The organism is Streptosporangium nanhuense, assembly GCF_059358815.1.
Window position 1 is genome coordinate 22,251 of sequence record NZ_JCADBG010000034.1, and the last position, 25,140, is coordinate 47,390.

Sequence of the window (25,140 nt, forward strand, 5' to 3'; positions counted from 1 at the left end):
GAGATGGGACGTTCCCGCACGTCGTGCCTTTACGGACATGTGGTTACGCTGAGGGTGATCTCCGCCGCGACGGTGCGGCGGTAACGAACGACTGGGAGTCACCACAGTGACCGACGTCTTCGGGCTGTCCCACAAGGACGCGGGCCCGGCAACCGGCCAGGCGAGACACGAGCAGGTCGTCTTCTGCTCCGACGAGCGCAGCGGTCTCCACGCGATCATCGCCATCCACAACACCGTCCTGGGCCCCGGCCTGGGCGGCACCAGGTTCTATCCCTACGAGAGCGAGCAGGCCGCGCTGGCCGACGTGCTCAACCTCTCGCGGGCGATGGCCTACAAGAACGCCTTGGCGGGGCTCGACCTCGGTGGCGGCAAGGCCGTCATCATCGGCGACCCGGCGAAGGACAAGAGCGAGGCGCTGCTGCGCGCCTACGGCAGGTTCGTCCAGTCGCTCGGGGGCCGCTACTACACGGCGTGCGACGTGGGCACCTACAGCGAGGACATGGACATCGTGGCCCGCGAGTGCTCCTACGTGACCGGCCGCACGCTGGCCAACGGCGGGGCCGGCGACTCGTCGATCCTGACCGCCCTCGGCGTGTTCCAGGGCATGCGCGCCGCCGCCGAGCACGCCTACGGGACCCCGACGCTGCGCGGCAGGCGTGTCGGCGTCGAGGGCGTGGGCAAGGTCGGCCACCGGCTGGTCGGCCACCTGATCGAGGACGGCGCGGAGGTCGTGGTCTGCGACGTGAGCGAGCGGGCCGTGGAACGGCTGCGGCGGATCCATCCGCGGATCGAGGTCGTCGCGGACCGGCTGGAGCTCACCGCCGCCGACATCGACGTCTACGCGCCGTGCTCCCTCGGCGGGGCGCTGGACGACGAGACGGTGACCCGCCTGCGCGCCACGATCGTCTGCGGCGGGGCCAACAACCAGCTGGCCCACCCCGGCGTGGAGAAGCAGCTCGCCGACCGGGGGATCCTCTACGCGCCCGACTACGTGGTCAATTCCGGCGGCGTCATCCAGGTCGCGGATGAGATCAAGGGATTCAACATGGAGCGGGCCCAGGCAAAGGCCACCCAGATCTACGACACGACTCTCAAGATCTTCTCCAGTGCGGCGGAGGATGGCGTCCCTCCGGCGGTCGCAGCCGATAGGCTGGCTGAGCGCAGAATGTCGGAAGTCGGGCGAATTAGGGGCATTTGGCTGGGCCACTAGCCCCACACGCCCATACGACGTACCGAGCCGGGCGTAAAACGGGTACGGTTGTAGGCGAACGAGAGCTGACGCCTAAGTCAGGTGGCGTCAGTGCGTGGTGCGTTAGCGACGAGGGGTCGGGCACGACCCCACACGAGGGGGTCGAGCCAATGGGGCGCGGCCGAGCAAAGGCCAAGCAGGTCAAGGTTGCTCGCCAGCTGAAGTACAACAGCGGTGGCACTGATCTTGAGCGTCTGCGCGACGAGCTCGGAGTCAGAGACGACTCCAACCACAATGACGACTCCAACGACGCCTACGACGAGCTGGCGGATCGGTACGCCGATTACGCCGATGACTTCGGCTCCGGAGATGACCGCGACGACGGGACATCCGGCCGCCGCTAGGCGGATTTCAGATTGACGTGAGCAGGGCACCCGGCGGTGAGCACAAGCCGCCGGGTGTTCTTCTCGCTATGAGTCGGCGACATGCGGCGCTCCGGTGGTCCGGAGCGCTTTTCGCCGTACGCGGGCGGGTGCCGCACCATCGTGAACCCCGTTCTGTCCCCTCCCGGCAGGGAGAGGGCAGAACGGGGTCGCCTCCGGCGGAAGGCGGGTGGATCAGCGGAAACGCGCCTGGCCCGAGCCCTCGACGATCTCGCCGAGCACCCAGGCGGGAAGGCCGCGCTCCCCGAGCAGCGCCAGGGCCGCTCCCACGGCCTCGGCGGGGACGATCGCGGCCATGCCCACGCCCAGGTTGAACGTCCGGTCCATGTCGGCCTGGGCCACCCCGCCGTGCCCGGCGAGCACCTCGAAGACGGCGGGCGGGGTCCAGGACGAGCGGTCGAGCAGCGCGTCCAGGCCGGGAGGCAGCGAGCGGGACAGGTTGCCCGCCAGACCGCCGCCCGTGATGTGGGCGTACGCGTGGACGTCGACCGCGCGGGCCAGCTCCAGGCAGTCGAGGGAGTAGATCCTGGTCGGTTCCAGCAGCTCCTCGCCCAGTGTCCGCCCCAGCTCGGGCAGCTCGGCCTCCAGGGACAGCCCGGCCCGGTCGATGATGTGCCTGACCAGCGAGTAACCGTTGGAGTGCACGCCCGAGGAGGCCAGCGCCAGGACCACGTCGCCCGCGCGGACCCTGTCGCGGCCGAGCATCCTGTCGGCCTCCACCACCCCGGTGGCGGCGCCCGCGAGGTCGTACTCGCCGGCCTCCATGGCCCCGGGGTGCTCGGCGGTCTCCCCGCCGACGAGAGCGCAGCCCGCCAGGCGGCAGCCCTCGGCGACGCCGCCCACGATCTCGGCGATCCGCTCGGGGACCACCTTGCCGCAGGCGATGTAGTCGGTCATGAACAGCGGCTCGGCGCCGCAGACCACCAGGTCGTCGACGACCATGCCGACCAGGTCGATCCCGATCGTGTCGTGCTTGTCGAGCCGCTGGGCCAGCATGACCTTGGTGCCGACGCCGTCGGTCGACGTGGTGAGCAGCGGACGCCGGTACGACAGCAGGGCCGAGGCGTCGAAGAGCCCGGCGAAGCCGCTGGCGTCGTCCACCACCTCGGGCCTGCGCGCCCGCGCGACCTTCGACTTCATCAGCTCGACGGCGCGCTCGCCCGCGTCGATGTCCACTCCGGCGGCCGCGTAGCTGGTCATGAAGCCTCTCTCTGCGCGCCCGGCCCGCTCAACGCTTGGCCTCCAGCACGTACTTGCCCACATTGTCCTGGTCGATCGGGATCGGGTACTCGCCGTCGAAGCAGGCGCGGCAGAGCCGGTCGGCGGGGATCGTGGTGGCCGCGGTCAGGCCCTCCAGCGAGATGTATCCGAGCGAGTCGGCGCCGAGCGAGGCGCGGATCTCCTCCACACTGAGCGAACCGGCGATCAGCTCGGCCCGGGTGGCGAAGTCGATGCCGTAGAAGCACGGCCAGCTGACCGGCGGTGAGGAGATCCGGACGTGCACCTCCAGGGCGCCCGCCTCGCGCAGCATCTTGACGATCGCCCGCTGCGTGTTGCCCCGCACGATCGAGTCGTCCACGACCACCAGGCGCTTGCCCGCGACGACCTCCTTCAGCGGGTTGAGCTTCAGCCGGATGCCCAGCTGGCGGATCGTCTGCGACGGCTGGATGAAGGTCCGGCCCACGTAGGAATTCTTGACGAGACCTTGACCGTAGGGGATCCCGCTCTCCTCGGCGTAGCCGACGGCGGCGGGGGTGCCCGACTCGGGGGTCGGGATGACCAGGTCGGCCTCGACCGGGTGCTCGCGGGCCAGCACGCGGCCGACCTCGACGCGCGTGGTCTGCACGCCGCGGCCGGCGATCGTGGTGTCGGGGCGGGCCAGGTAGACGTACTCGAACAGGCAGCCCTTGGGCTCGGCGAGCGCGAACCTGCGCGAGCGCACGCCGCGCTCGTCGATGGTGATCAGCTCGCCCGGCTCGATCTCGCGGACGAAGGTGGCGCCCACGATGTCCAGGGCCGCGGTCTCGGAGGCGACCACCCAGCCGCGCTCCAGGCGCCCCAGGACCAGCGGGCGGACGCCCTGCGGGTCGCGGGCCGCGTAGAGGGTCTTCTCGTCCATGAAGACGAGCGAGTAGGCGCCCCTGACCTGTGGAAGCAGCTCGGCGGCGGCGTCGTCGATGGACTGGCCGCGATCCTGGGCCAGCAGCGTCGTCAGCACCTCGGTGTCGGTGGTGGCCCGGGTGGAACCGGGGGCCAGGCGCCTGGACAGCTCGGGGGTGTTGATCAGGTTGCCGTTGTGGGCGAGCGCGAGCCCGCCGGACTCGGTCGAGCTGAGCGTCGGCTGCGCGTTCTCCCAGACGCTCGATCCGGTGGTCGAGTAGCGGCAGTGGCCGATCGCCAGGTGGCCGCGGAGGGTCCCGAGCACGGACTCGTCGAAGACCTGGGCCACCAGGCCCATGTCCTTGTAGACGAGGATCCTGCTGCCCTCGCTGACCGCGATGCCCGCGGATTCCTGACCGCGGTGCTGCAACGCGTACAGCCCGTAGTAGGTGAGTTTGGAGACTTCCTCCCCGGGGGCCCACACCCCGAAGACGCCACATGCGTCCTTCGGAGGCCGGTCGCGGGGGTCAAGGTCATGGCTCAGATGGCCGTCGCCCTTCAGCACATGCTTCATTCTAGGTCGGCTTCTTCCCTGCTCGCACCCAGGGTCCGTTCCGTGGCATGTCGCACCCTGACCGAACGATCATCGGTGTTTTGCCGTGTCAGCCTGTTTCGCCGATGGCTGACAGGGGAGTGTGAGATATCCGGCATGCCCGAGCGTCGGGAGAAGAGACGTGACAACACCTGTGGACCCGAACCAGTCCGGCCCGCGGCGGGTGCCGCGAGACAGGCGCTCCGACCAGGAGGGGTCCGGCTCCGAGGAGCCACCGGGCACCCCGGAGGAGGCCACGATCCCCGGCGAGCACGAGCCCGCCACCCCGGAACCGGCCGCCTGGCCCGTCCCTCCCTCGAACGAGCCGCCCACGTGGCGCCAGCCCCCCACCCCGGCGGGCGAGCCCGCCGGGTGGACCGACCCCTCGGGCGGTACGGGGCCTGGGGGTACGGGGTCTCCCGGTCACGCCGAGTCGGCCGGGTGGACGGAGATCTCCGGCAGGGCCGAGCCATCGGGCCGGGAGTCCGGCGGGGAGGCCGTGTGGGGGTCGGGATCGACGCCTCCGGTGCCGTCGACCCCGGAGCCGTGGAAGGAGCCGGATCCCGAGACACCCGCTCCCGACCCCGAGGAGCCCTCGACCTGGCCGCCGTCCTCGATTCCCGCGGAACCACGGGTTCCGCCGCATCCGGACACACCGGCCGCGCCGGAGGTGCCCCCGCCCGACCAGGCGGGCGGCTCGCACGCCGCGCCGGAGGGGCAGCCTCACACCGTGCCGGGCACCACGCCGCTCGCCTACCCCGGCTGGGAGAGCGCCTCGGAGACCCCCGGCGGGTCCGGCCGTCCCGATACGGACCGTCCCGGAACGCCGGCCGCCCCCGCCCCGCCCTCGCGTTACGAGCAGTCGGCGCCCGCCGAGCGGCCCGCGTCCGCCGAGGAACCGGCGGCTTCGCAGGGGTCTTCCGAGGGCGCGGGGGCCGCCACGTCGGCCGGGGCAGCAGGGGCCGCCGGGGCCGCCGGTGGCTTCCAGGCGGACCGGCCGCCCGCGCCGGGCACCCCGGGAGCCCCGCAGCAGGACTATCCGCAGCGAACGGGTCAGCAGGCGTACGGAGGGCCGGGCCACGGGGAGCGGCCCACGTACGGGGAGGCGCAGCAGGCCGGGCAGCCCTACGGCGGCCCCGGCGTGCGGCAGGAACCCCCGGGCGGTTCCTCCCAGCCGCTCCAGGGCGGCACACCGTACCCGGGCGATTCCTCCCAGCCGCTCCAGGGCGGCACACCGTACCCGGCGCCCCCGGGCGTGCCCGGCTATCCGCACGCGCCCTATCCGGCGTACCCGGACGAGGGGCGCAGGCCCGGCGGGGGGCTGGGTACCGCCGCGCTGGTGCTCGGGATCGTCGCGATCGTGTCGCTCGTCGTCTGCGGCCTCGGCGTGCTGGTGGCGATCGTCGGCCTGATCGTCGGCATCGTCGCGCTCGCCAAGAAGTCCAGGCCGGGCCGGGCCTGGGTGGGGATCGCGCTGAGCCTGCTCACCCTGGTGATCGCCGCGGTGTTCCTGAGCTGGCTCTACAGCAAGGTCGGCGACTGCGTGAACCTGCCCCCGGAGCTGCAGCGGCGCTGCATCGAGGACAGGTTCGGCGTCCAGGTGCCGGCCGCCCCGTAACGGGACCCGCGACCTGTCCGGGGCCGCTATCGGAGAGGGAGGTGGCCGGACAGGTCGGCGCGGGCGCCGCTCGCCGCGATCTTTCCGGCGGCCGTCGCCTCGGACCAGGTCAGAGCACCGGTGGCGAGCTCCAGCCAGGTGCGGGCGTCGGTCTCCACCACGTTGGGAGGGGTGCCCCGGGTGTGGCGGGGGCCCTCGACGCACTGCACCGCCGCGTAGGGCGGGACCCGCACCTCGACGGTCCGGCCCGGGGCGGCCGTCGCCAGCTCGTCCAGCAGGTGCCGTACGGCGAAGCGAGTGATCTCCCGTTCCGGGCGGATCCCGCGCTCGAAGGCACGCAGCACCACGCTCACGCAGGCGCCGAGCAGTGCCGCGAGCCCGCCGGGCCCGTCGTAGGGCGGCTCGCCGAGAGCGCTCAGCTGGGTGTCGAGGGCGGCGCGAACCTTGGCCGCGTCGGGTTTGTGAGGTGGCACGCCCTCCATGATGCCCGCCGGAGCCGTGTCCCGGGACGGCGCCACCGGGTGGCACATCCGAACAAACGGTTCATCATCTGGGCAAACGTCGTTCACCCCGGGTTCGGCCGGTCGGCGTAGCCTCCGGGCCGGAAGACCTCGCCCCTTTTTGGAGGACCCTGTGGCGAACATGTCGCCGCGCCGACTGCTCCCCCTGCTCACGAGCCCTCACAAGGGTGGACGCAGCGCGCTCACCTGCCGGTTCCGCTGCGGTGACCAGTGCGCCCACGATGTGACGAACACCAGCGACAACAGCTACTTCGGCGACGTGGTCGCCGAGGCGATGACCCGCCGGGGCATCCTGCGCGCCGGCGCCCTGGGCGCCGTCGTCGCCGGGGTCGGGATCGGCACGGCAGTCCCCGCCCTCGCCGACCCGGACACGGACGCGACCACCTTCGGCGGAGGCCACGGGCACGGCAACGGGCACGGGCACGGGCACGGCCAGAAGGGCGGCCTTCGCTTCACCGCCATCGCGCCGAACACCGACGACAGGGTGACGGTCCCCTCGGGCTACCTGTCGGCGGCCGTGGTGCGCTGGGGCGACCCGGTCCTGCCCGGCGCCCCCGCGTTCGACTTCGAGAACCAGACGGCGGCCGCGCAGGCCAAGCAGTTCGGCTACAACTGCGACTACGTCACCCTCTTCCCGATGGGGCAGCACCGGGGCCTGCTCTGGGTCAACCACGAGTACACCGACGAGAACCTGATGTTCCGCGGCTACACGGACGGCACCGCCGCGACCGAGGAGCAGATCAGGATCGGGATGGCCGCGCACGGCGGCTCGGTGGTCGAGATCGAGCGGGTGGGCGGGTCCGGCCAGTGGAAGCTGGTCACCCGGGGCTCCCGTCGCTACAACCGCCGCATCACCGTGCACACCCCCATGAAGTTCACCGGCCCGGCCGCGGGCAGCGCCCTGCTGAGGACCGCCGCCGACCCCAAGGGCACCACGCCGGTCGGCATGCTGAACAACTGCGCGGGCGGCACCACGCCGTGGGGCACGGTGCTCAGCGGCGAGGAGAACTTCAACCAGTACTTCGTCAACGGCAACGGCGTGCCCGAGGCGCAGAAGCCGTACCTCACCCGCTACGGGGTGAGCGCCACCACGGGCATCCCGAGCGGCAACCGCAGGTTCGACCGGGTCGACGAGCGTTTCGACCTGGCCAAGCACCCGAACGAGATCAACCGCACCGGCTGGATCGTGGAGATCGACCCGTTCGACCCCGACTCCACCCCGATCAAGCGCACCGCCCTGGGCAGGCTCGCCCACGAGGGCGCCACCACCTCCCTGGCCGCCGACGGCCGCGTGGTGGCCTACATGGGCGACGACTCCCGGTTCGAGTACGTCTACAAGTTCGTCTCCCGGGAGCGCTACATCCGGGGCTTCGACCGGCACAACCGGACCCTGCTGGACGACGGCACGCTGTATGTGGCGAAGTTCACCGGCGACAGCCCGGTCACCGAGATCGACGGCACCGGCAAGCTCCCCTCCGACGGGCAGTTCGACGGTTCCGGCCAGTGGATCCCGCTGGTCACCGGCAAGGTCTCGCACGTTCCCGGGATGACGGCCGCCGAGGTGCTCGTCTACACCCGTACGGCCGCCGACAAGGTCGGGGCGACCAAGATGGACCGTCCCGAGGACGTGGAGCGCAACCCCGTCACCGGCGGCGTCTACGTGGCCCTGACCAACAACACCAACCGGACCCCGGCCCAGGTGGACGAGGCCAACCCCCGTCCGGCCAACAAGCACGGCCACGTCCTGGAGATCGTCGAGCGGCGCGACGACGCCGGGGCCACGACCTTCGCCTGGTCCCTGCCCCTGGTCTGCGGCGACCCGAACGACCCGGCGACCTACTTCGCCGGGTTCGACAAGACCAAGGTCTCGGCGATCTCCTGCCCGGACAACGTCGCCTTCGACGCCGACGGCAACCTCTGGATCTCCACCGACGGCAGCCAGCTCGGCGCCCACGACGGCCTGTTCGCCATGCCGGTCCGCGGTCCCGAGCGGGGTCACCTGAAGCAGTTCCTGAGCGTGCCGGTCGGCGCGGAGACCTGCGGCCCGCTGGTCACCGCGGACCAGCGCAGCGTCTTCGTGGCCGTGCAGCACCCCGGCGAGACCACGGGGGCCACCCCCGAGGCGCCCACCAGCCACTGGCCCGACGGCGGCTCCTCCCAGCCCCGCCCGTCCGTGGTGGTCGCCTGGCACGCGAAGGGCGGCAAGATCGGCTCCTGACCCGGCCTCCGGTTCACGGCCCCGGTTCACGGGTTCCCGATCCGGCCGTCGGCCCCGTCCGCACGGAACGGCCCGCGCCCGCCAGGGGGACGCGGGCCGGGTCCGGCCCCGCCCGCGTCCGCCACAGCGGCACCGGCCCGCGCCCCGCTCAAGGGGGCGCGGGCCGGTGCCGTTCCGCGTTCGGGGTACTAGCCCACCGGTACGGCGGGGCGTTCCTCGGCGGCCGCCGGTGGGGCGGCGGCCCGGGAGGCCCGCAGGGACAGCAGGCTCACCGGCACGCCCACCAGCACGATGGCCGCGGCGACGACGAGCGTGTACCGGTAGGCGTCCAGGAAGGCGGTCAGCTGCCCGGCGCCCTCCGCCAGGAGCGAGGACTGCCGCGCGCCGAGGATCGCCCCCAGGACCGTGATGCCGAGCAGGCCGAAGACCTCGCGCGAGACGTTCAGCACGCCCGAGGCGACCCCCGTCCTGCCCGCCGGAAGGGCGCCGAGGATCGCCGTGGTGAGCGGCACCAGCATGCCGCCGCCCACCCCGTAGACCAGGAACCACGGCAGCAGGTCGCCGAACGACCCGCCCTCCCCGACGAACGAGATCCCGAACACCGACACGCCCATGAGCAGGAGCCCGGCCGCCACGGTCCGCGCGGTGCCCAGGGACCTGTCCAGCCTCGGGGCGAGGGTGGCGGTGACGGCCATCACCAGCGCCATCGGCACGAACGCCGACCCGGCCTCGATCGGCGAGAAGCCCAGCGCGTTCTGCAGGTACAGCGCGGTGAAGAAGTAGATGCCGAACACCCCGAAGGACCACAGGCCCATCGACAGCGTGCCCCCGCTGAACACCCGCGACCGGAACAGTGACAGGTCGATCATCGGCTCCCGGCCGCGGCGCTCGATCGTGACGAAGGCGAGCGCCGACACGGCCGCGATCCCGAAGGCGCCCAGGATCTCCGGGGAGGTCCAGCCGGCCCCCGCGCCCTCAATGAGCGCGTACGTCAGCGCGAACAGCGTCAGGCTCGACGTCACCAGGCCCGGGACGTCGAGGCCGCGCCGTGCCGTCTCCTGGGGAGCGGTCCTGATGGCCCAGAGCCCGAGGCCGAGCGTCACGATCCCGATCGGCACGTTGATCAGGTAGATCCAGCCCCAGTGCCAGCGCTCGCTGATCAACCCGCCGGTCAGCGGGCCGAGGGCGAGGGCGAGCGCGCCGACCGCGCTCCACAGGCCGACCGCCGTCGCGCGCTCCCTGGTGTCGGGGAAGGTCGAGGTGAGCAGGGCCAGCGCCGTGGGGGTGAGGAACGCGGCCCCCACGCCCTGCACCGCCCGGGTGGCGATCAGCACGCCGCCGTCGGTGGCCATCCCGGCCGCGAACGACGCCGCGGTGAACACGACCAGGCCGATCAGGAAGACGCGCCGCCGCCCGAACACGTCGGCCAGGCGCCCGCCGACGAGCATCAGCCCGGCGAACACCAGGATGTAGCCGCTCACGATCCATTCCAGCCCCGAGATGCTCAGCCCGAGGTCCCGCTGGATCGTGGGGAGTGCCACGTTCACCACGTTGTTGTCGAGATATGTCATGAAGGTGGCCAGCGAGATCGCTCCCAGCGCCCACCACCTGCGGGTGTCCGTCATTCCCCGTCCTCTACGTTGTACTTATACGGTGTACATGTACGGTGCACAGTGGAACCCGTACGGCGTATAGTTGTCAAGCGTGATGGGGAAACTGACCCGCGAGGCGGTCGTCGAGCAGGCGCTGGAGATCGGCGACGCCGAGGGGCTGGCGGCGGTGACCATCCGGAGGCTCGCCCAGGAGCTGGGTGTCACCCCGATGGCGCTCTACTGGCACTTCAAGAACAAGGAGCAGCTGACCGCCGGCATGGCGGGCCACCTGATCGAGGGCTTCGTGATCGAGGGGGGCTACGCCGGCCCGTGGCAGGAGGGGCTCCGCGAGCTCGTCGCGGGCCTGGTCAGGGTGCTCCGGCGCCATCCGTGCGCGGCGGACGTGCTGGACGCGGTGGACCACATCGAGGTGCCCGCCTTCATACAGGTCTGGGACACGGCCCTCGGTCTCGCCAAGCGCGGCGGGTTCTCCTCCGACGAGAGCTGCATGATCTCCCAGTACCTGCTCAGCGGCGCGATCGCGCTGGCGGCGGCTCCGAGGAAGCCCTGCCCTCCCGGTCTCTCCGAGCAGGAGGCGGCCGAGCGGACGCGTCTCAAGCGGCTCAGGCTCCAGTCGCTGCCGCCGGACGTCTACCCGCACATCGTGGAGATGGCCGTGCCCCTCTCCGAGGGCAGCGCTCCCGACCTCTACGACACCTTCGGCGTCGACCTCCTCATGGCCGGCATCGAGGCGCTCTCCGCCCGCTCAGGAGGGAGCTGACGAGGGCGCCGGCCCCGCGCGCCCGGAGCGGCGGGGGCGGGCGAGGGCGGCCGCGAGGGCGCCGACGAGCGCCACGGCGAACAGGACGGCGTAGGTCCGCTGAAAACCGGTCATCAGCTGCTCGACGGCGACGGGGGAGACGCGTGACAGCGTGCCCGCGTACACCTGCCCGCGCAGTTCGGCGCTGACCGAGCTGGTCAGGACGCTGAGCGTGAGCGCGACGCTCAGCACGATCCCGACGTTCATGATCATGAGCCGGAAGCCGTTCACCACGCCCAGGCTCCCGGCGGGCAGGGCGGACATGACCTGCGTCGTGTTGCCGGTCAGGAAGGTGCCGCTGCCGCAGCCGCACAGGAACAGGCCCACCGCGATGATCCAGTACGGCGTGACGGGGTCGGTGTTCAGCAGCAGGACGCCCAGGCCGGTCGTGCCCATCAGGGCGCCGCCCACCGACAGCGCGTACGGCCTGATGCGGCGGCCGAGGGCGCCGGTGATCGGGGAGGCGAGGGCCATGCCGATCGGGACGGGGAGCACGCCCAGGGCCGCGGTGACGGCGTCCACGCCCCTGGCGGCCTGGAGGTAGAGGGCGACCAGCAGGATCAGCGCGGAACGCGCCATCGCGTTGCAGAAGGAGGCGAGATTGGCGAAGGCCAGCATGCGCTCGCCGAACAGCCGCAGGTCGAGTACGGGGTGCGAGGCCCGGCGCTCCACCACGACCAGTACCGGCACCAGCGCCACCGCGATCGCCGCGCCGACGATCACCACGGGGCTCGACAGGCCGCGCGAGCCCGCCTCGGAGAGCGCGATCAGGGCGGCGGAGAGGGCGGCGAACACGATCAGGTTGCCGAGCGCGTCCACCGGCCGGCGCGCTCCCCGCGCGACGCGGCGCAGCGTGAACGCGCCCCAGGTGAGGGCGATCACCCCCGCGGGCACGTTCATCCAGAAGATCCACTGCCAGCCGGCGGTCTCGGCGATGAGGCCGCCCAGGGTGGGGCCGGCGAGCTGGGCGACCGAGAGGGTGCCGATGTAGACGCCCATGCCCTGGCTGAGCCGGTCGGGAGGGAAGGCGTCGGTGATGATCACGGTTCCGTTGGCGAGGATCATCGCGGCACCGACCGCCTGCACCGCGCGCATCGCGATCAGGAACCAGATGCCCGGCGAGAGCCCGGCCAGCAACGATCCGAGGGTGAACAGGACGAACCCCGCCAGGTAGATCTCCCGGCGGCCGAGCAGGTCGGCCACCCGGCCGAAGAACACCAGCGTCGCGGTGTTGACGAGCAGGAAGGCGAGCAGGACCCAGCCCGCGGAGAACGCGTCCGCGTGGAAGTGCCTGACCACGGTGGGAAGCGCCACGTTCAGGGTGCTGCCGGAGATGCCGATCATGACCAGCCCGAGGCTGGTGACCGAGCAGACCCGCCATGCGTAGCGGAGTTTCGATAGGTATTCGGGGGATCCGGGCAGGTCTTGGGGGATTGCGACCATGGATACCAGTCTGACGTGCTTTGTGCGTCGGCCGTGATCCAGTTCCACCCCGAAGCACGCTCCGCTGCCGTGTCCCGCCCCCGAGGCCGCCCCCGCGTGCCGAGGGCGTGCCTTCCCCGCGGGCAGGCACGCCCCTCCGTCGGTCCATGCGGCACGGTTTGTATGACCAGGTCATATGGCGCGGGTATATGCCCCGTTTGTGCGGCTCGGGCGCATGACCCGGTCGTGCGGCCCGGTCATGTGGCCCGGTTGTGCGGCCCGGTCATGTGGCCCGGTCGTGCGGCCCGCTCTCAGCGGGCCCGTTTGCGCAGGCCCTCCATGTCGTGGATGATCACGCGGCGCCGGCCCGTCTCGATCAGCCCGCGGTCGCGCAGGGAGCGCAGCGCCTTGCTGACCGCCTCGCGGGAGGCCCCGGTCCAGCCGGCCAGCTCGTCCTGGGAGAGGGGCAGCGCCACCCGCACCCCGCCGTTGTCCGGCTCGCCGTACCGCTCGGCCAGCTCGACCAGCCGGGTGGCCACGCGGCCCGTGGTGTCGAACGCGCCGTACTCGATGCGCTTGCGGTCGGAGTCGCGCATCTTGCCGGTCACCATCTGCATCAGCAGTACGGCGACTCTCCCATTGGCCTGCAGGTACGAGGAGAAGTCGCGGACCGTGATCCCTTCCACGGGTTCGAGCGCGGTGACCGTGGCGGACCTGGGCAGCCCGTCGATCGCCGCGAACTCGCCGAGCAGCGCCCCGGGCCCGCGCACCGCGAGGACCACCTCGCTGCCGCCCGCGGTGTGCGAGGACACCTTGACGCGACCGGAGGTGAGGATGAGCACCCAGTCGCTCACGTCACCTTCGGTGAACATCGTCGCGCCCCTGTCCCAGCGCCGGGGTCGCCCGACGGCGTACAGGGCCTTTACCTCGTCTTCCGTGAGCAATGTAATGAATTCGCCCGGTTCGGGGGAAGAAGTCATAACCACCTCCTGGCGATCTCGATTGTGTTCGTACGGCTCTCGCGGCGAAAGGTACTTTTACGAGAGTCCAGACAGCACGTAGGCATGGACAGGTTGTTCCCTACCCTTGAGGTTGAGCCAGCCCAGGGACCGGGTCTCGGCCTGGGGGCCGATCAGGTCGAGGGTGGTCTGGCCGATCACGACGCTGCCGGGATCCGCGATCCCCTCGAGCCGGGCGGCCACGTTGACGCAGTCGCCCATCGCGTTGAACCCGCGCAGCTCAGGACTGCCGATGTTTCCGACAAGCGCCTCACCTGTGTTGATGCCAATCCTGAAGCGAGGATATCCGGGCATTCCCGCCGCTATCTCCTCGGCCGCCTCCTGCATCGCCAGACCCGCCCGCACCGCGGCGAGGGCGTGGTCCTCCTGCCGGGCGGGGGCGTTGAACAGCGCGAGCAGCGCGTCGCCCACGAACTGCACGATCGTGCCGCCGTTGCCGAGCACGATGGGCACGGCCGCGGTGTGGTAGCGGTTCAGCATCTCGACGATCTCGCCGGGAGCCACGCGCTCGGAGAAGCTCGTGAAGCCCTTGAGGTCGGCGAAGAGCGCGGTCAGCTCCACCAGCTCGCCGCCCAGCGCCGCGGTCTGCGGGTCGGCCAGCAGCGACTGGGCCACGTCCGGCGACATGTACTGCCGGAAGAGGGTCTCCAGCTCGCTGTAGAGCCGGGCGTTCTCCAGGGAGATGGACATCTGCCCGGCCAGCGTGGCGGCGAGCGCCTCGTCCTGCGGGGTCCTGCCGATCGGCACCTCCAGCGCCCCGGCGAGCCTGCCCTTCACCGTCAGCGGGTGCAGGACCTTCCCCTCCAGCCGGATCGGCTGGTCCTCGGGGAAGTCACGCTGGCCGTACTCCTTGGAGTTGACGGTGACCCGGCCGTTGTCGACCAGTTTGATCCGGACGTCCCCGTACGCCTGCCGCACGCGGTCGAGGCCCTGGGCCAGCATCTCCTTCTCCGGCAGGCCCACGCGAGCCTGCCTGCCGATGTCGACCAGCGCCGCGAGCCGGTCGCTCAGCTCCCGTTCGTTGGCCAGCGCCTCGCCCGCCCGGTCGAGCACCGCCACCTGCGAGTCGGTGAGCCCGAACTTGCCCGCCAGCCTGTTCGCGATCGGGACCCTGCTCTCCTCCCTGCGCCGCAGGTGGCCGACGAGCTCCTCCAGGGCGGCCTCGTAGTCGGCCCTGATCCTGCGGACCGTCGCCGAGAGCGCCACCGAGTCGAACAGCCCCGCGCTCGTGCCCTCCCGCCGGAACTGCATGTAGGCGCTGTAGGCGACGAAGACGAACGCCGTGGTCAGCAGCGCGTGCCACAGCCACCACGACAGGTGCCAGTTGCGGTGGGACAACCCGGCGATCAGCGCCTCGGCCAGCAGCGCGTACGCGGTGACCAGGCTGATCAGCACGACCGCCGGGCGCCTGCGGTGCAGCTGGAACATCATCGCCGACGCCGCCGCGAAGAGGGCCACCCCGATCCACTCCACGCCGCCCAGGCCCACCTCCTCGGGGGGCGCGCCGCTGAGCGGGGTCAGCTTCGGCACCAGGCAGGCCACCCCCCACAGGGTGATCAGGAGCGCGAGACCGCCGCGCAGCCACATCTGGTTCCTCAGCACGGCCTCGGCCGCCCGCTCGCCCAGGGGCAGCGCCGACGCGAACGCGAACACCGAGGCCACGAGGAGACCGACCGGGTGCGAGAGGTCGAAGCCGTAGCTGATCTTGTCCAGGATGATCGTCGGCGTGGTGAGCCCGTGCACCAGGAACGATCCCGCGCCGCTCAGGAAGACCAGGGAGACCAGCAGCAGCCGGGCGTCCGCCCGCCGGGCCGACGCCTCGCCGACCATGAGACCCAGGACCAGGTTGATCCCGGCGATGGTGATGATCAGCCAGAAGTGGCTGAGGTTGTCATGCAGGACGAGGTTCAGATCGGGCTCGGCCAGCAGCAGCCAGAGCCCCAGCATCGGCAGCGCCAGATGCAGCACCCACACCACCGTGCGGATCGGCTGGGTCGCCGGTGGCAAATACGGTTCCCGTCGGGCCCGGTCTTCCGCGACCGCGTCTGTCGGGTTGATGGTCGGCACGGTGGCCTCCGCGTCTGGAGAACCCTGTCGGTTCCCGGTCTTGTTCGTCCACGCCCAGCGGGCGGGTTCCCCCGAACGGTCCGATTATCCCGTACGGGGCAGGTGTCGGCGGGCGAGTTGTCCGCCGGGCTTCGACACCGAAGCGTGATGTTCCAGCTGCCAACCGCTGGAACGATTGAAACGTGTACTACGTGTATCCCTCCAATCACACCATGCTCTGGTGTCGCAGAAAGGAAGCCCTGTGGCTATCACGTTGCCGGGCGGACGCACGCTCGCCGTAGTGACCGTTGGCGTGCTCGTCGGAACGTTGTTCACCGCGAGCGGCAGCGCCGTCGCCTCGTCGGCGGCGGCGGAGGTTCACGCGTGCGTCCACAAGCAGACGCGCTACACCCGGATCGTCAACGCGACGGCCAAGTGCAGGCCGACCGAGATCAGGGTCAGGTGGGGGCAGACGACCCAGGGCCAGCAGGGGATCGCCACCGCCGGGCCGCAGGGCCCGCGGGGCGCGCAGGGCCTCAAGGGTGACGCCGGGCCGCAGGGCCCGCAGGGTCCGCAGGGCTTCAGGGGCCTCAAGGGCGCCACCGGCCCGCAGGGCGTCAAGGGCGAGGCCGGTCCGCAGGGTCCCAAGGGCGAAACCGGCCCGCAGGGCCCCAAGGGAGCCGACGGGGAGAAGGGTGTCAACGGCCAGCAGGGACCCGCCGGCCCGCAGGGCCCCAAGGGCGACGACGGCAAGAACGGCATCCAGGGCGAGAGGGGCCCTGCGGGCCCGGCCGGTCCCAAGGGCGACGACGGCAAGCCGGGTGCCCCCGGTCTCAAGGGGGCCGACGGCAAGCCCGGCAGGGACGGCGACGACGGCCGCAACGGCAGGGACGGCGACGACGGTAAGAGCGCCTACGAGGTCTGGCTCGAACTGCCCGGCAACAGGGGCAAGTCCAAGGCGGAGTTCATCGCGTCGCTGAAGGGCCCCAAGGGCGACCCCGGCACGCCGGGGTCGGGCGGCGGCTCCGGAACCCCCACCGTCGCCACCGTCTCCACGTCGTTCAACTTCGGCGGCCAGGGGGGCAGCCAGAGCGTGAGCTGCGGTTCGGGCAAGGTCGCCACGGGCGGCGGCTTCAGCAGCGGCGGCGGCGCCTCCGGTCAGATCCACACGAGCGCGCCCACCGGCAACCCGCCGACCGGCTGGACCGTGAGTGGCAAGAACACCAGCGGCTCCGTCTACGCGATCTGCATGTAGTCCCGGCCCCGGGCCGGGCGCGGAACGCCGAACACGAGATCGCGGGAAGGCGTTCCCACCGGCCACGGGGGCGGGGGCGACGGCAGGACCCGGGGCGTCGTGTACGCGATCCGCGCGGACGCCCGATCCTCCGACCCACTCGCGGGAACGCGACGGGCGGGCGGTGCGGTGGGGACACGCCGTCCTCACCGCGTCGCCCCCGGCGCCGACCGTGTGATCCACATAGATCGGCCGGGCCCCTCACCGTCACATGACGGTGAGGGGCCCGGCCTCTGACCCGTAAGAGAAACGATCAGCCGAAGATGCCCGGCAGGGTGGCCGTGTGGGTCTCCCTGAGCTCGGTGATCGGGATGTCCAGGACGCCCGCCACGTTCAGGGAGTCGCCGCCGGTGGTGCCCAGGCCGTAGCAGGGCACCTCGCGGGCCGCGCACAGCTCCGCGAAGGCGTCGAACGACTCCGGCGCGACGGTCACCAGCGCGCGGGCCGACGACTCGCTGAACAGGTCGACGAACGCGTCTTCGCCCGTCAGGGAGATCTCGCAGCCGACTCCCTGGGCGATGCAGGCCTCGGCGAGGGCGATGGCCAGCCCGCCGTCCGACAGGTCGTGGGAACCGGTCAGCAGCCCCCGCGAGGCGGCCTCGGTCAGGACGAGGGCCAGGTCGCGCTCCGACTCCAGCCGTGCCACGGGCGGCAGCCCGCCGAGGTGGCCGTGGGCCACGTGCGCCCACTCCGAGCCGCCGAACTCCTCCTCGGTCTCGCCGAGCAGGACGATCCTGTCGCCGTCGCCGGTGAAGCCGGTCCGCACGCGCCCGGCCACGTCGTCGATGACCCCCAGCACGCCGACCACCGGCGTCGGGTTGATCGGGACGGATCCCGTCTGGTTGTAGAACGAGACGTTGCCGCCGGTCACCGGGACGCCGAGGGTCTTGCAGGCGTCGGCCAGGCCGCGCACGGCCTCGGCGAACTGCCACATGACCTCGGGGTCCTCGGGGGAGCCGAAGTTGAGGCAGTTGGTCACCGCCAGCGGCGTGGCGCCGGTCACGGCCACGTTCCGGTACGCCTCGGCGAGGGCGAGCTGGGCCCCGGCGTAGGGGTCGAGGCGGGCGTAGCGGCCGTTGCCGTCGGTGGCCAGGGCGATTCCCCTGGTCGTCTCCTCGGCGCCGGGCATGGCCTCGCTGACGCGCAGCACGCCCGCGTCGGCGGGCTGGGCCAGCACGGTGTTGCCGCGGACGTAGCGGTCGTACTGGGAGGTGACCCACTCCTTGGACGCCAGGTTCGGCGAGCCGAGGAGCTCCAGCAGCGCCGCGCGCAGGTCGGCGGGGCGGTCGAGGCGGCCGGGATCGTCGCCGTTCAGCGCGACCTGGCCGGCGGGCTCGTGGAACGGCCGCTCGTAGACCGGGCCCTCGTCGGCCGCGGTGCCCGGCGGGATGTCGACGATGGTCTCGCCGTGCCAGGTCATCACGAGGCGGTCGGTATCGGTGACCTCGCCGATCACGGTCGCGGGGATGTCCCACTTCGCGCAGATCGCCATGAAGGCGTCGATGTCGTCGGGGGTGACGACCGCCATCATGCGCTCCTGCGACTCGCTCATCAGGATCTCCTCGGGCCGCAGCGACGGATCGCGCAGCGGGACGAGGTCGAGCCTGACGTCCATGCCGCCGGTGCCCTTGGCCGCGAGCTCGGTGGTCGCGCAGGAGACGCCGGCGGCGCCGAGGTCCTGGATGCCGACGACCACGTCAGCCTGGTAGAGCTCCAGGCAGCACTCGATCAGCAGCTTCTCCATGAAGGGGTCGCCGACCTGCACGCTGGGGCGCTTGGCCTGCGACTCGTCCTCGAAGGTGGCCGAGGCGAGCACGGACGCGCCGCCGATGCCGTCGGGGCCGGTCAGCGCGCCGAACAGGACGACCTTGTTGCCCGGCCCGGGGGCCACCGCGAGCTTGATCTGGTCCTTGCGCAGCAGGCCCACGCACAGGGCGTTGACCAGCGGGTTGCCGATGTAGCAGGGGTCGAAGACGACCTCGCCGCCGATGTTGGGCAGGCCCAGGCAGTTGCCGTAGTGGCTGATGCCCTCGACCACGCCGGGCAGCACCCGCCGGGTGTCGTGGGCGTCGGCCGCGCCGAAGCGGAGGGCGTCCATCACCGCGATCGGCCGGGCGCCCATCGACATGATGTCGCGGACGATGCCGCCGACGCCGGTCGCCGCGCCCTGGTGGGGCTCGACGTAGGACGGGTGGTTGTGCGACTCGATCTTGAAGGTGGCGGCCCAGCCGTCGCCGATGTCGACGACCCCGGCGTTCTCGCCCATGCCGACGAGCAGCGCCTCGGACTTGGGGGCCTTGGTGCCGAACTGGCGCAGGTGCACCTTGGAGGACTTGTAGGAGCAGTGCTCGCTCCACATGACGCTGTAGATGGCCAGCTCGGAGCCGGTGGGCCGGCGGCCGAGGATCTGGCGGACCCGCTCGTACTCGTCGATCTTCATGCCCAGCTCGGCGTACGGCTGGCGCTCGTCGGGGGTGTCCTCGGCCCGCTTGACGGTGTCGAGACTCATGCGTTCACCAGCTTCTTCAGGATCGAGGAGAAGAACGCGCGCCCGTCCGTGCTCGGGGCGCCGGTGAGGTCCTCGACGGCGTGCTCGGGGTGCGGCATGAGGCCGACGACGTTCCCGGCCTCGTTGCGGATGCCCGCGATGTCGTTCAGGGAGCCGTTGGGGTTGCCGCCCGCGTACCGGAAGACGACCTGGCCGCCCGCCTCCAGCGCGCTCAGGGTCGCCTCGTCGGCGACGTAGCGGCCCTCGCCGTGCTTGACCGGCAGCACGATCTCCTGGCCCTCGGTGAAGTCGGAGGTCCAGGGGGTGGCGGTGTTCTCGACCCGGATGCCCTGGTCGCGGCAGATGTAGTGCAGCCCGGCGTTGCGCATCAGCGCCCCGGGCAGCAGGTGGGCCTCGCAGAGGATCTGGAAGCCGTTGCAGGTGCCGAGCACCGGCAACCCGGCTCCGGCGGCGGGGATCAGCTCCTCCATCAGCGGCGCGAACCTGGAGATGGCCCCGCAGCGCAGGTAGTCTCCGTAGGAGAACCCGCCCGGCAGGAAGACCGCGTCCACCCCCTTGAGATCGGGGTCCGCGTGCCACAGCGGGACGGCCTCGCCGCCCGCGTGGCGCACGGCGCGAGCCGCGTCCTGATCGTCAAGAGTTCCGGGAAAAGTGACCACGCCCACGCGGGCAGCACTCATGACAGCGTTCCCCTCCACAAACGAGCGCCGCGCCGGCGTCTCACACACTCGGACGTCGGTCTGCGGCGGTGCTCCCAGGCTATCCGCTCCCGGCGAGCGGTCAGGCGCGGAGTGTCCGATCGCACAGCTCAGGGGACGACGAAGGGGGCGAGGGCCGGGTTCAGAGGGCCAAATTCACCGGATTCACCGGATTCACCGGGCTTACACGGCGGCGAGCACCCGGTCGCGGGGGTGGATCGCGTCCTCGTCCCAGTCGAGGTGCTTGCGCAGGTGCACGACGGTGCCCCGGCCGGGGGTGATGGCGAAGGAGATCTCGTCGACCACGGCCTGCATGATGAGCAGGCCCCTGCCGTTCTCGGCGTCGGTCGGCGGGTAGTGCTCCGGCACCCGGACGAGGCCCTGGCCCCGGTCGATGATGCGGACGTCGCAGCGGCCGTGGTCGATGGCGGTCTCGACCTCGTAGCGGGTGGCCGGACCCCCGTGCCGCACGGCGTTGGCGCACGCCTCGGTCACGGCCAGCAGGATGTCGGCGACGCAGTCTTCGGTGACTCCGAGCGAGCGCAAGGAGTCACCGAGTGCCCTGCGGACCATCGGAATACCGACGGCCTGTCGTGGCAGAGCCAGCGAGAACTCCATGTCCACCGGTTCCCTCCCGGGGTCAGATGTCACCTCGTGAAGGCTTCCCTACAGAATCCGGGCTAACCGCAAAATAACCGTAATGTTATTGACTGGTGGTCAAGCCGTGGGATTGCTCCGCCCACAAAGCCGGATATAGGCGGATCTGGGCGGTTGGTCTGCGGGGGGTGACGCCCTAGGACTCGACGGTGACGGTGTAGTCCTCGATCACCGTGTTGGCGAGCAGGGTCTCGGCCATTTTTCGGACGTCCGCAAGTGCCGCCTCGTCGGCGGGCCCTTCGAGCTCCACCTCGAACCGCTTGCCCTGCCGTACCGCTGAGACACCGGAGAAGCCGAGCCGCGGCAGTGCGCGGGCGATCGCCTGCCCCTGCGCGTCGAGAATCTCGGGCTTCAGCATGACGTCGACGATGACGCGCGCCACGGTGTTCCTCCTGGTTGCGACGGGGACGGTCCGGCGCCTCAAGAGTAACGGGCCCCGGCCGTGCTCAGGTGCGGGGGCCGGATCCACGTCGTACGCGAGGGAGAACACCCGGCGGCTCCGCGCCACACGCCCGAAACGGGCGGGTGAAAGGGAACGCGCGGGGAACGGGGAGCATATGGACGCCGAGGCAGGTCTTGCGCACATGCCTGTGACCTCTGCCACGATGGCCACAAGCGCGGACGAACCACCACCAGACGGGTCGAACGCGTCGCGAATCGGCCGGACAAAGGTGGAGAACCCATCCAGACGGCCCCGAGCACACAGGAGCGGCACGTGACAGCCGACGCCTCTCGTGGTGCGGAAGCACCTCCGGAGCTCATCCAGCTGCTGACCCCCGAGGGAGAACGGGTCGAGCATCCCGACTACGACATAGACCTGACGCCCGAGGAGATCCGCGGGCTCTACCGGGACCTGGTCATGGTCCGCCGCGTCGACCTGGAGGCCGTGGCCCTGCAACGCCAGGGCGAGCTGGGCCTGTGGGCCTCGCTGCTCGGGCAGGAGGCCGCGCAGATCGGCTCCGGCCGGGCGCTGACCGAGGCCGACATGGCGTTCCCGACCTACCGCGAGCACGGCGTGGCCTGGTGCAGAGGGGTCGACCCGGTCAACCTCCTCGGCCTGTTCCGCGGCGTCAACCACGGGGGCTGGGACCCGGCCGAGCACAACTTCCACCTCTACACCATCGTGATCGGCAGCCAGACCCTGCACGCGGTCGGCTACGCCATGGGCATCCAGCGCGACGGCGCCGAGGCCGCCAGCATCGTCTACTTCGGCGACGGCGCCACCTCCCAGGGCGACGTGAACGAGTCGTTCATCTGGGCGTCGGTGTTCAACGCGCCGGTGGTGTTCTTCTGCCAGAACAACCAGTGGGCGATCTCCGAGCCGCTGGAGAAGCAGTCGCGCATCCCGCTGTACCGCAGGGCCAGCGGGTTCGGGTTCCCCGGCGTCCGGGTCGACGGCAACGACGTCTTCGCCTGCCTGGCCGTCACCCGCAAGGCGCTGGCCGACGCCAGGTCCGGGCAGGGGCCCATGCTGATCGAGGCCTTCACCTACCGGATGGGCGCCCACACCACCTCCGACGACCCGACCCGCTACCGGGTGGCCGCCGAGCTGGAGGCGTGGAAGCTCAAGGACCCCATCGAGCGGGTCAGGGCCTACATGTTCAAGAGCCAGATCGCCGACCAGGAGTTCTTCGACGCGGTCGACGCCGAGGCCGACGAGCTGGGACGGGACGTCCGCAAGCGCTGCCTCGAACTGCCCGACCCCGAACCGCTGGCCATCTTCGACAACGTCTACGCCGAGCGGCACTCCCTGATCGACGCCGAGCGTGCCGAGTTCGCCACCTACCTGGAGGGGTTCGAGGCATGAGCATTCTCACGATGGCCAAGGCGCTCAACGAGGGCATGCGCAAGGCCATGGAGGACGACCCCAAGGTCCTCGTCATGGGTGAGGACGTCGGCAAGCTCGGCGGCGTGTTCCGGGTGACGGACGGCCTGCAGAAGGACTTCGGCGAGCAGCGGGTCATCGACACCCCCCTGGCCGAGTCGGGCATCGTCGGGACGGCCATCGGCCTGGCGCTGCGCGGCTACCGGCCGGTCTGCGAGATCCAGTTCGACGGGTTCGTCTTCCCCGCGGCCGACCAGATCATCACGCAGCTCGCCAAGATGCCGCTGCGCTCGCTGGGCAAGCTGAAACTGCCGGTCGTCGTCCGGATCCCGTGCGGCGGCGGCATCGGCGCGGTGGAGCACCACAGCGAGTCGCCCGAGACCTACTTCACCCACACGGCGGGACTGCGCGTCGTGGCCTGCTCCAACCCGGCCGACGCCTACACCATGATCCAGCAGGCGATCCGCTGCGACGACCCGGTGATCTTCTTCGAGCCCAAGCGGCGCTACTGGGAGAAGGCCGAGGTGGACGTCGACTCCTCCGGCTGGACCCCCTTCGACGAGGCCAGGGTGGTGCGGCCGGGGACGGACCTCACCCTGCTCGCGTACGGGCCGATGGTGAAGACCTGCCTGGAGGCCGCGAAGGCGGCCGAGGACGACGGCCGCTCCCTGGAGGTCGTGGACCTGCGCTCGCTCAACCCGCTCGACACCGCGAGGATCGTGGAGTCGGTGCGCCGGACCGGGCGCTGCGTCGTGGTGCACGAGGCGCCGGTCTTCAACGGCTTCGGCGCCGAGGTCGCCGCCCGCGTCACCGAGGAGTGCTTCTATCACCTGGAGGCCCCGGTCCTGAGGGCCGGAGGACCCTCCACCCCCTACCCCCCCTCGCGGCTGGAGGACCACTACCTGCCCGACCTGGACCGGGTCCTGCACGCCGTCGACCGCGCGTTCGCGTTCTGAGGAAGGGCTGGAGATGAAGGAGTTCAAGCTCCCCGACGTGGGAGAGGGCCTGACCGAGGCGGAGATCGTCCGCTGGCACGTGAAGACCGGGGACCCGGTCAAGGTCAACCAGATCATCGTGGAGATCGAGACCGCCAAGGCCGTCGTCGAGCTCCCCTCCCCGTTCGAGGGCGTGGTGGCCGCCCTGATGGCGGACGAGGGCGAGGTCGTGGACGTCGGCAGGCCGATCATCGCGGTGGACGACGGCTCCGGCCCCCCGCCCGCCGCGGCCCCGACGGCTGATCGGACGGAGGCCCTGGCCGACGACATGGTGCCGACCCCGCCGGCCGAGGTACGGCAGCCGGTGCTGGTGGGCTACGGCGTCAAGCCGGGCGCGGCCAGGCGCCGCCCCCGCAAACCGTCCTCCTCGCCGGGAAGCGCGCCCGGTGCGCCTTCCGGAAGCGCCCCCGAGGGAACGGCGTCCGCGGCGCGGGCTCCCGAGGCGGTGCCGCCCGGCGTGAACGGTCCCGACGCGGCCTCGCCCCGATCCCCGGTCGCCTCCCCGGTCTCGTCCACGGCCTCGTCGCCGGGGCGGGTCGCGGTTCTGGCGAAGCCCCCGGTGCGGAAGCTCGCCAAGGACCTGGGGGTCGACCTGGGCTCCCTCCTGGGGACCGGCCCGCACGGGTCGATCACCAGGGACGACGTCCAGGCCGCGCTCGCCGCCCCCGCCCGGGAGGACGACGTCCGGGCGGCGCCCGCCCCCAGGGCCGCGACCTGGGAGGGCGAGGACGAGGAGCGGATCCCGGTCAAGGGGGTCCGCAAGGCGACCGCGCAGGCCATGGTGGCGTCCGCGTTCACCGCGCCGCACGTGACGGAGTTCCTCCAGGTGGACGTGACGGCGACCATGGAGGCGGTCCAGCGCCTGCGCGGGCTGCCCGACTTCGCCGGGGTCAAGGTCTCCCCGCTGCTCATGGTCGCCAAGGCGGTGCTCGTCGCCGCCCGCCGGTACCCGATGATCAACTCTGCCTGGGACGAGGCCCGCCAGGAGATCGTGGTCAAGCACCGCGTCAACCTGGGCATCGCCGCGGCCACCCCCCGCGGCCTGCTCGTTCCCAACGTCAAGGACGCCCACCGCCTGTCGCTGCCCGACCTGGCCGGTGCCCTCGGAGGCCTCGCCGAGACCGCCAGGGCGGGCCGCACCCAGCCCGCCGACATGGCGGGGGGCACGATCACGATCACCAACGTGGGCGTCTTCGGGGTGGACGCGGGTACCCCGATCCTCAACCCGGGCGAGTCGGCGATCCTGGCGTTCGGCCAGGTCAGGGACATGCCGTGGGTGGTGGACGGGCAGGTCGTGCCGCGCAGGGTCTGCACGCTCGCCCTCTCGTTCGACCACCGGGTGGTGGACGGGGAGCTGGGCTCGCTGTTCCTCCGCGACGTCGGCGCCATGCTTGAGGACCCCCTCCGCATGCTCGCCTGGGGCTGACCCCACGACACCGGCGGGCCCGCCCCCTCAGAGGAGGGGACGGGCCCGCCGGCGGTTGCGGAGCGGTCCGGTGGACGAGTCAAAGGGGTTCCGATATGCCTCGGAGTGGCTTCCCGGCATTTCCCGGTCTTTGCGCCAATTGCCGCGACGGGAAAA

The 25,140-nt window shown here is 71.4% G+C and carries 20 protein-coding genes; 9 read left to right on the top strand and 11 right to left on the bottom strand.

The window, feature by feature from the left end; all coding sequences use genetic code 11:
- Nucleotides 1–106 precede the first annotated feature (106 nt).
- Both AC5L38_RS40105 and AC5L38_RS40110 read left to right on the top strand, forming a co-directional pair.
- Complete coding sequence (locus tag AC5L38_RS40105) at nucleotides 107–1,210, top strand: Leu/Phe/Val dehydrogenase (protein WP_495248042.1); 1,104 nt, start codon at nucleotides 107–109, stop codon at nucleotides 1,208–1,210.
- Between the two features lie 149 nt (nucleotides 1,211–1,359).
- Complete coding sequence (locus AC5L38_RS40110; protein WP_344747622.1) at nucleotides 1,360–1,593, top strand: DUF3073 domain-containing protein; 234 nt, start codon at nucleotides 1,360–1,362, stop codon at nucleotides 1,591–1,593.
- A 213-nt stretch (nucleotides 1,594–1,806) separates the two neighbouring features.
- Here the strand turns inward: AC5L38_RS40110 and purM are convergent, their stop codons facing one another.
- Nucleotides 1,807–2,832 carry a phosphoribosylformylglycinamidine cyclo-ligase gene (purM, locus tag AC5L38_RS40115; RefSeq protein ID WP_495248043.1) on the bottom strand — a complete coding sequence of 342 codons (1,026 nt, stop codon included), beginning with the start codon at nucleotides 2,830–2,832 and terminating at the stop codon, nucleotides 1,807–1,809.
- Between the two features lie 28 nt (nucleotides 2,833–2,860).
- Nucleotides 2,861–4,306 carry an amidophosphoribosyltransferase gene (gene purF, locus AC5L38_RS40120; protein WP_495248044.1) on the bottom strand — a complete coding sequence of 482 codons (1,446 nt, stop codon included), beginning with the start codon at nucleotides 4,304–4,306 and terminating at the stop codon, nucleotides 2,861–2,863.
- A gap of 160 nt (nucleotides 4,307–4,466) precedes the next feature.
- On the opposite strand from purF, the gene AC5L38_RS40125 reads away from it, so the two are divergent.
- The gene (locus AC5L38_RS40125; protein WP_495248045.1) at nucleotides 4,467–5,942 is read left to right on the top strand and encodes a DUF4190 domain-containing protein; all 1,476 of its coding nucleotides are present in this window, start codon (nucleotides 4,467–4,469) and stop codon (nucleotides 5,940–5,942) included.
- Nucleotides 5,943–5,968: 26 nt separating this feature from the next.
- Here AC5L38_RS40125 and AC5L38_RS40130 read toward each other — a convergent pair whose 3' ends face one another.
- A complete protein-coding gene (locus AC5L38_RS40130; protein ID WP_495248078.1) occupies nucleotides 5,969–6,424 on the bottom strand; it encodes a sterol carrier family protein in 456 nt (151 codons plus the stop codon).
- Between the two features lie 160 nt (nucleotides 6,425–6,584).
- Here AC5L38_RS40130 and AC5L38_RS40135 point away from each other — a divergent pair, with 160 nt between their 5' ends.
- Nucleotides 6,585–8,681, top strand: coding sequence for a PhoX family protein (locus tag AC5L38_RS40135; RefSeq protein ID WP_495248079.1), 2,097 nt, complete (start codon nucleotides 6,585–6,587; stop codon nucleotides 8,679–8,681).
- Between the two features lie 188 nt (nucleotides 8,682–8,869).
- Here the strand turns inward: AC5L38_RS40135 and AC5L38_RS40140 are convergent, their stop codons facing one another.
- Complete coding sequence (locus AC5L38_RS40140; RefSeq protein ID WP_495248046.1) at nucleotides 8,870–10,306, bottom strand: MFS transporter; 1,437 nt, start codon at nucleotides 10,304–10,306, stop codon at nucleotides 8,870–8,872.
- An 82-nt stretch (nucleotides 10,307–10,388) separates the two neighbouring features.
- Between AC5L38_RS40140 and AC5L38_RS40145 the strand changes: the two genes are divergently transcribed.
- Nucleotides 10,389–11,054, top strand: coding sequence for a TetR/AcrR family transcriptional regulator (locus AC5L38_RS40145; protein WP_495248080.1), 666 nt, complete (start codon nucleotides 10,389–10,391; stop codon nucleotides 11,052–11,054).
- Here AC5L38_RS40145 and AC5L38_RS40150 read toward each other — a convergent pair.
- The 3 genes from AC5L38_RS40150 to AC5L38_RS40160 form a co-directional block, all read right to left on the bottom strand.
- Nucleotides 11,040–12,536, bottom strand: a complete 1,497-nt coding sequence (locus AC5L38_RS40150; protein ID WP_495248047.1) for an MFS transporter — start codon at nucleotides 12,534–12,536, stop codon at nucleotides 11,040–11,042. The genes AC5L38_RS40145 and AC5L38_RS40150 overlap by 15 nt on opposite strands.
- 290 nt (nucleotides 12,537–12,826) lie before the next feature.
- The gene (locus AC5L38_RS40155; protein ID WP_389923555.1) at nucleotides 12,827–13,495 is read right to left on the bottom strand and encodes a Crp/Fnr family transcriptional regulator; all 669 of its coding nucleotides are present in this window, start codon (nucleotides 13,493–13,495) and stop codon (nucleotides 12,827–12,829) included.
- A 57-nt stretch (nucleotides 13,496–13,552) separates the two neighbouring features.
- Nucleotides 13,553–15,541, bottom strand: coding sequence for an adenylate/guanylate cyclase domain-containing protein (locus AC5L38_RS40160; protein WP_495248048.1), 1,989 nt, complete (start codon nucleotides 15,539–15,541; stop codon nucleotides 13,553–13,555).
- A 301-nt stretch (nucleotides 15,542–15,842) separates the two neighbouring features.
- On the opposite strand from AC5L38_RS40160, the gene AC5L38_RS40165 reads away from it, so the two are divergent.
- On the top strand, nucleotides 15,843–16,835 hold the full coding sequence (locus AC5L38_RS40165) for a collagen-like domain-containing protein (RefSeq protein ID WP_495248049.1): 993 nt from the start codon (nucleotides 15,843–15,845) through the stop codon (nucleotides 16,833–16,835).
- A 292-nt stretch (nucleotides 16,836–17,127) separates the two neighbouring features.
- Here the strand turns inward: AC5L38_RS40165 and purL are convergent, their stop codons facing one another.
- The 4 genes from purL to purS all read right to left on the bottom strand — a co-directional run bounded on the left by purL (nucleotide 17,128) and on the right by purS (nucleotide 21,120).
- Entirely contained in the window at nucleotides 17,128–19,383 is a 2,256-nt protein-coding gene (gene purL / locus AC5L38_RS40170; protein ID WP_495248050.1) for a phosphoribosylformylglycinamidine synthase subunit PurL, read from the bottom strand.
- The gene (purQ, locus tag AC5L38_RS40175; protein WP_344747657.1) at nucleotides 19,380–20,063 is read right to left on the bottom strand and encodes a phosphoribosylformylglycinamidine synthase subunit PurQ; all 684 of its coding nucleotides are present in this window, start codon (nucleotides 20,061–20,063) and stop codon (nucleotides 19,380–19,382) included. The genes purL and purQ overlap by 4 nt, the downstream gene beginning before the upstream one ends.
- A gap of 201 nt (nucleotides 20,064–20,264) precedes the next feature.
- The gene (locus tag AC5L38_RS40180; protein ID WP_495248051.1) at nucleotides 20,265–20,732 is read right to left on the bottom strand and encodes an ATP-binding protein; all 468 of its coding nucleotides are present in this window, start codon (nucleotides 20,730–20,732) and stop codon (nucleotides 20,265–20,267) included.
- A gap of 142 nt (nucleotides 20,733–20,874) precedes the next feature.
- Nucleotides 20,875–21,120, bottom strand: coding sequence for a phosphoribosylformylglycinamidine synthase subunit PurS (gene purS / locus AC5L38_RS40185; protein ID WP_329087025.1), 246 nt, complete (start codon nucleotides 21,118–21,120; stop codon nucleotides 20,875–20,877).
- 333 nt (nucleotides 21,121–21,453) lie between these two features.
- Here purS and pdhA point away from each other — a divergent pair, with 333 nt between their 5' ends.
- The 3 genes from pdhA to AC5L38_RS40200 are packed head-to-tail and all read left to right on the top strand — an operon-like array spanning nucleotide 21,454 to nucleotide 24,984.
- Nucleotides 21,454–22,545: a pyruvate dehydrogenase (acetyl-transferring) E1 component subunit alpha gene (gene pdhA, locus AC5L38_RS40190; RefSeq protein WP_495248052.1), complete on the top strand. Its 1,092-nt coding sequence runs from the start codon at nucleotides 21,454–21,456 to the stop codon at nucleotides 22,543–22,545.
- Entirely contained in the window at nucleotides 22,542–23,519 is a 978-nt protein-coding gene (locus tag AC5L38_RS40195) for an alpha-ketoacid dehydrogenase subunit beta (RefSeq protein ID WP_495248053.1), read from the top strand. The genes pdhA and AC5L38_RS40195 overlap by 4 nt, the downstream gene beginning before the upstream one ends.
- 13 nt (nucleotides 23,520–23,532) lie before the next feature.
- Nucleotides 23,533–24,984 carry a dihydrolipoamide acetyltransferase family protein gene (locus tag AC5L38_RS40200; RefSeq protein WP_495248054.1) on the top strand — a complete coding sequence of 484 codons (1,452 nt, stop codon included), beginning with the start codon at nucleotides 23,533–23,535 and terminating at the stop codon, nucleotides 24,982–24,984.
- Nucleotides 24,985–25,140 lie beyond the last annotated feature (156 nt).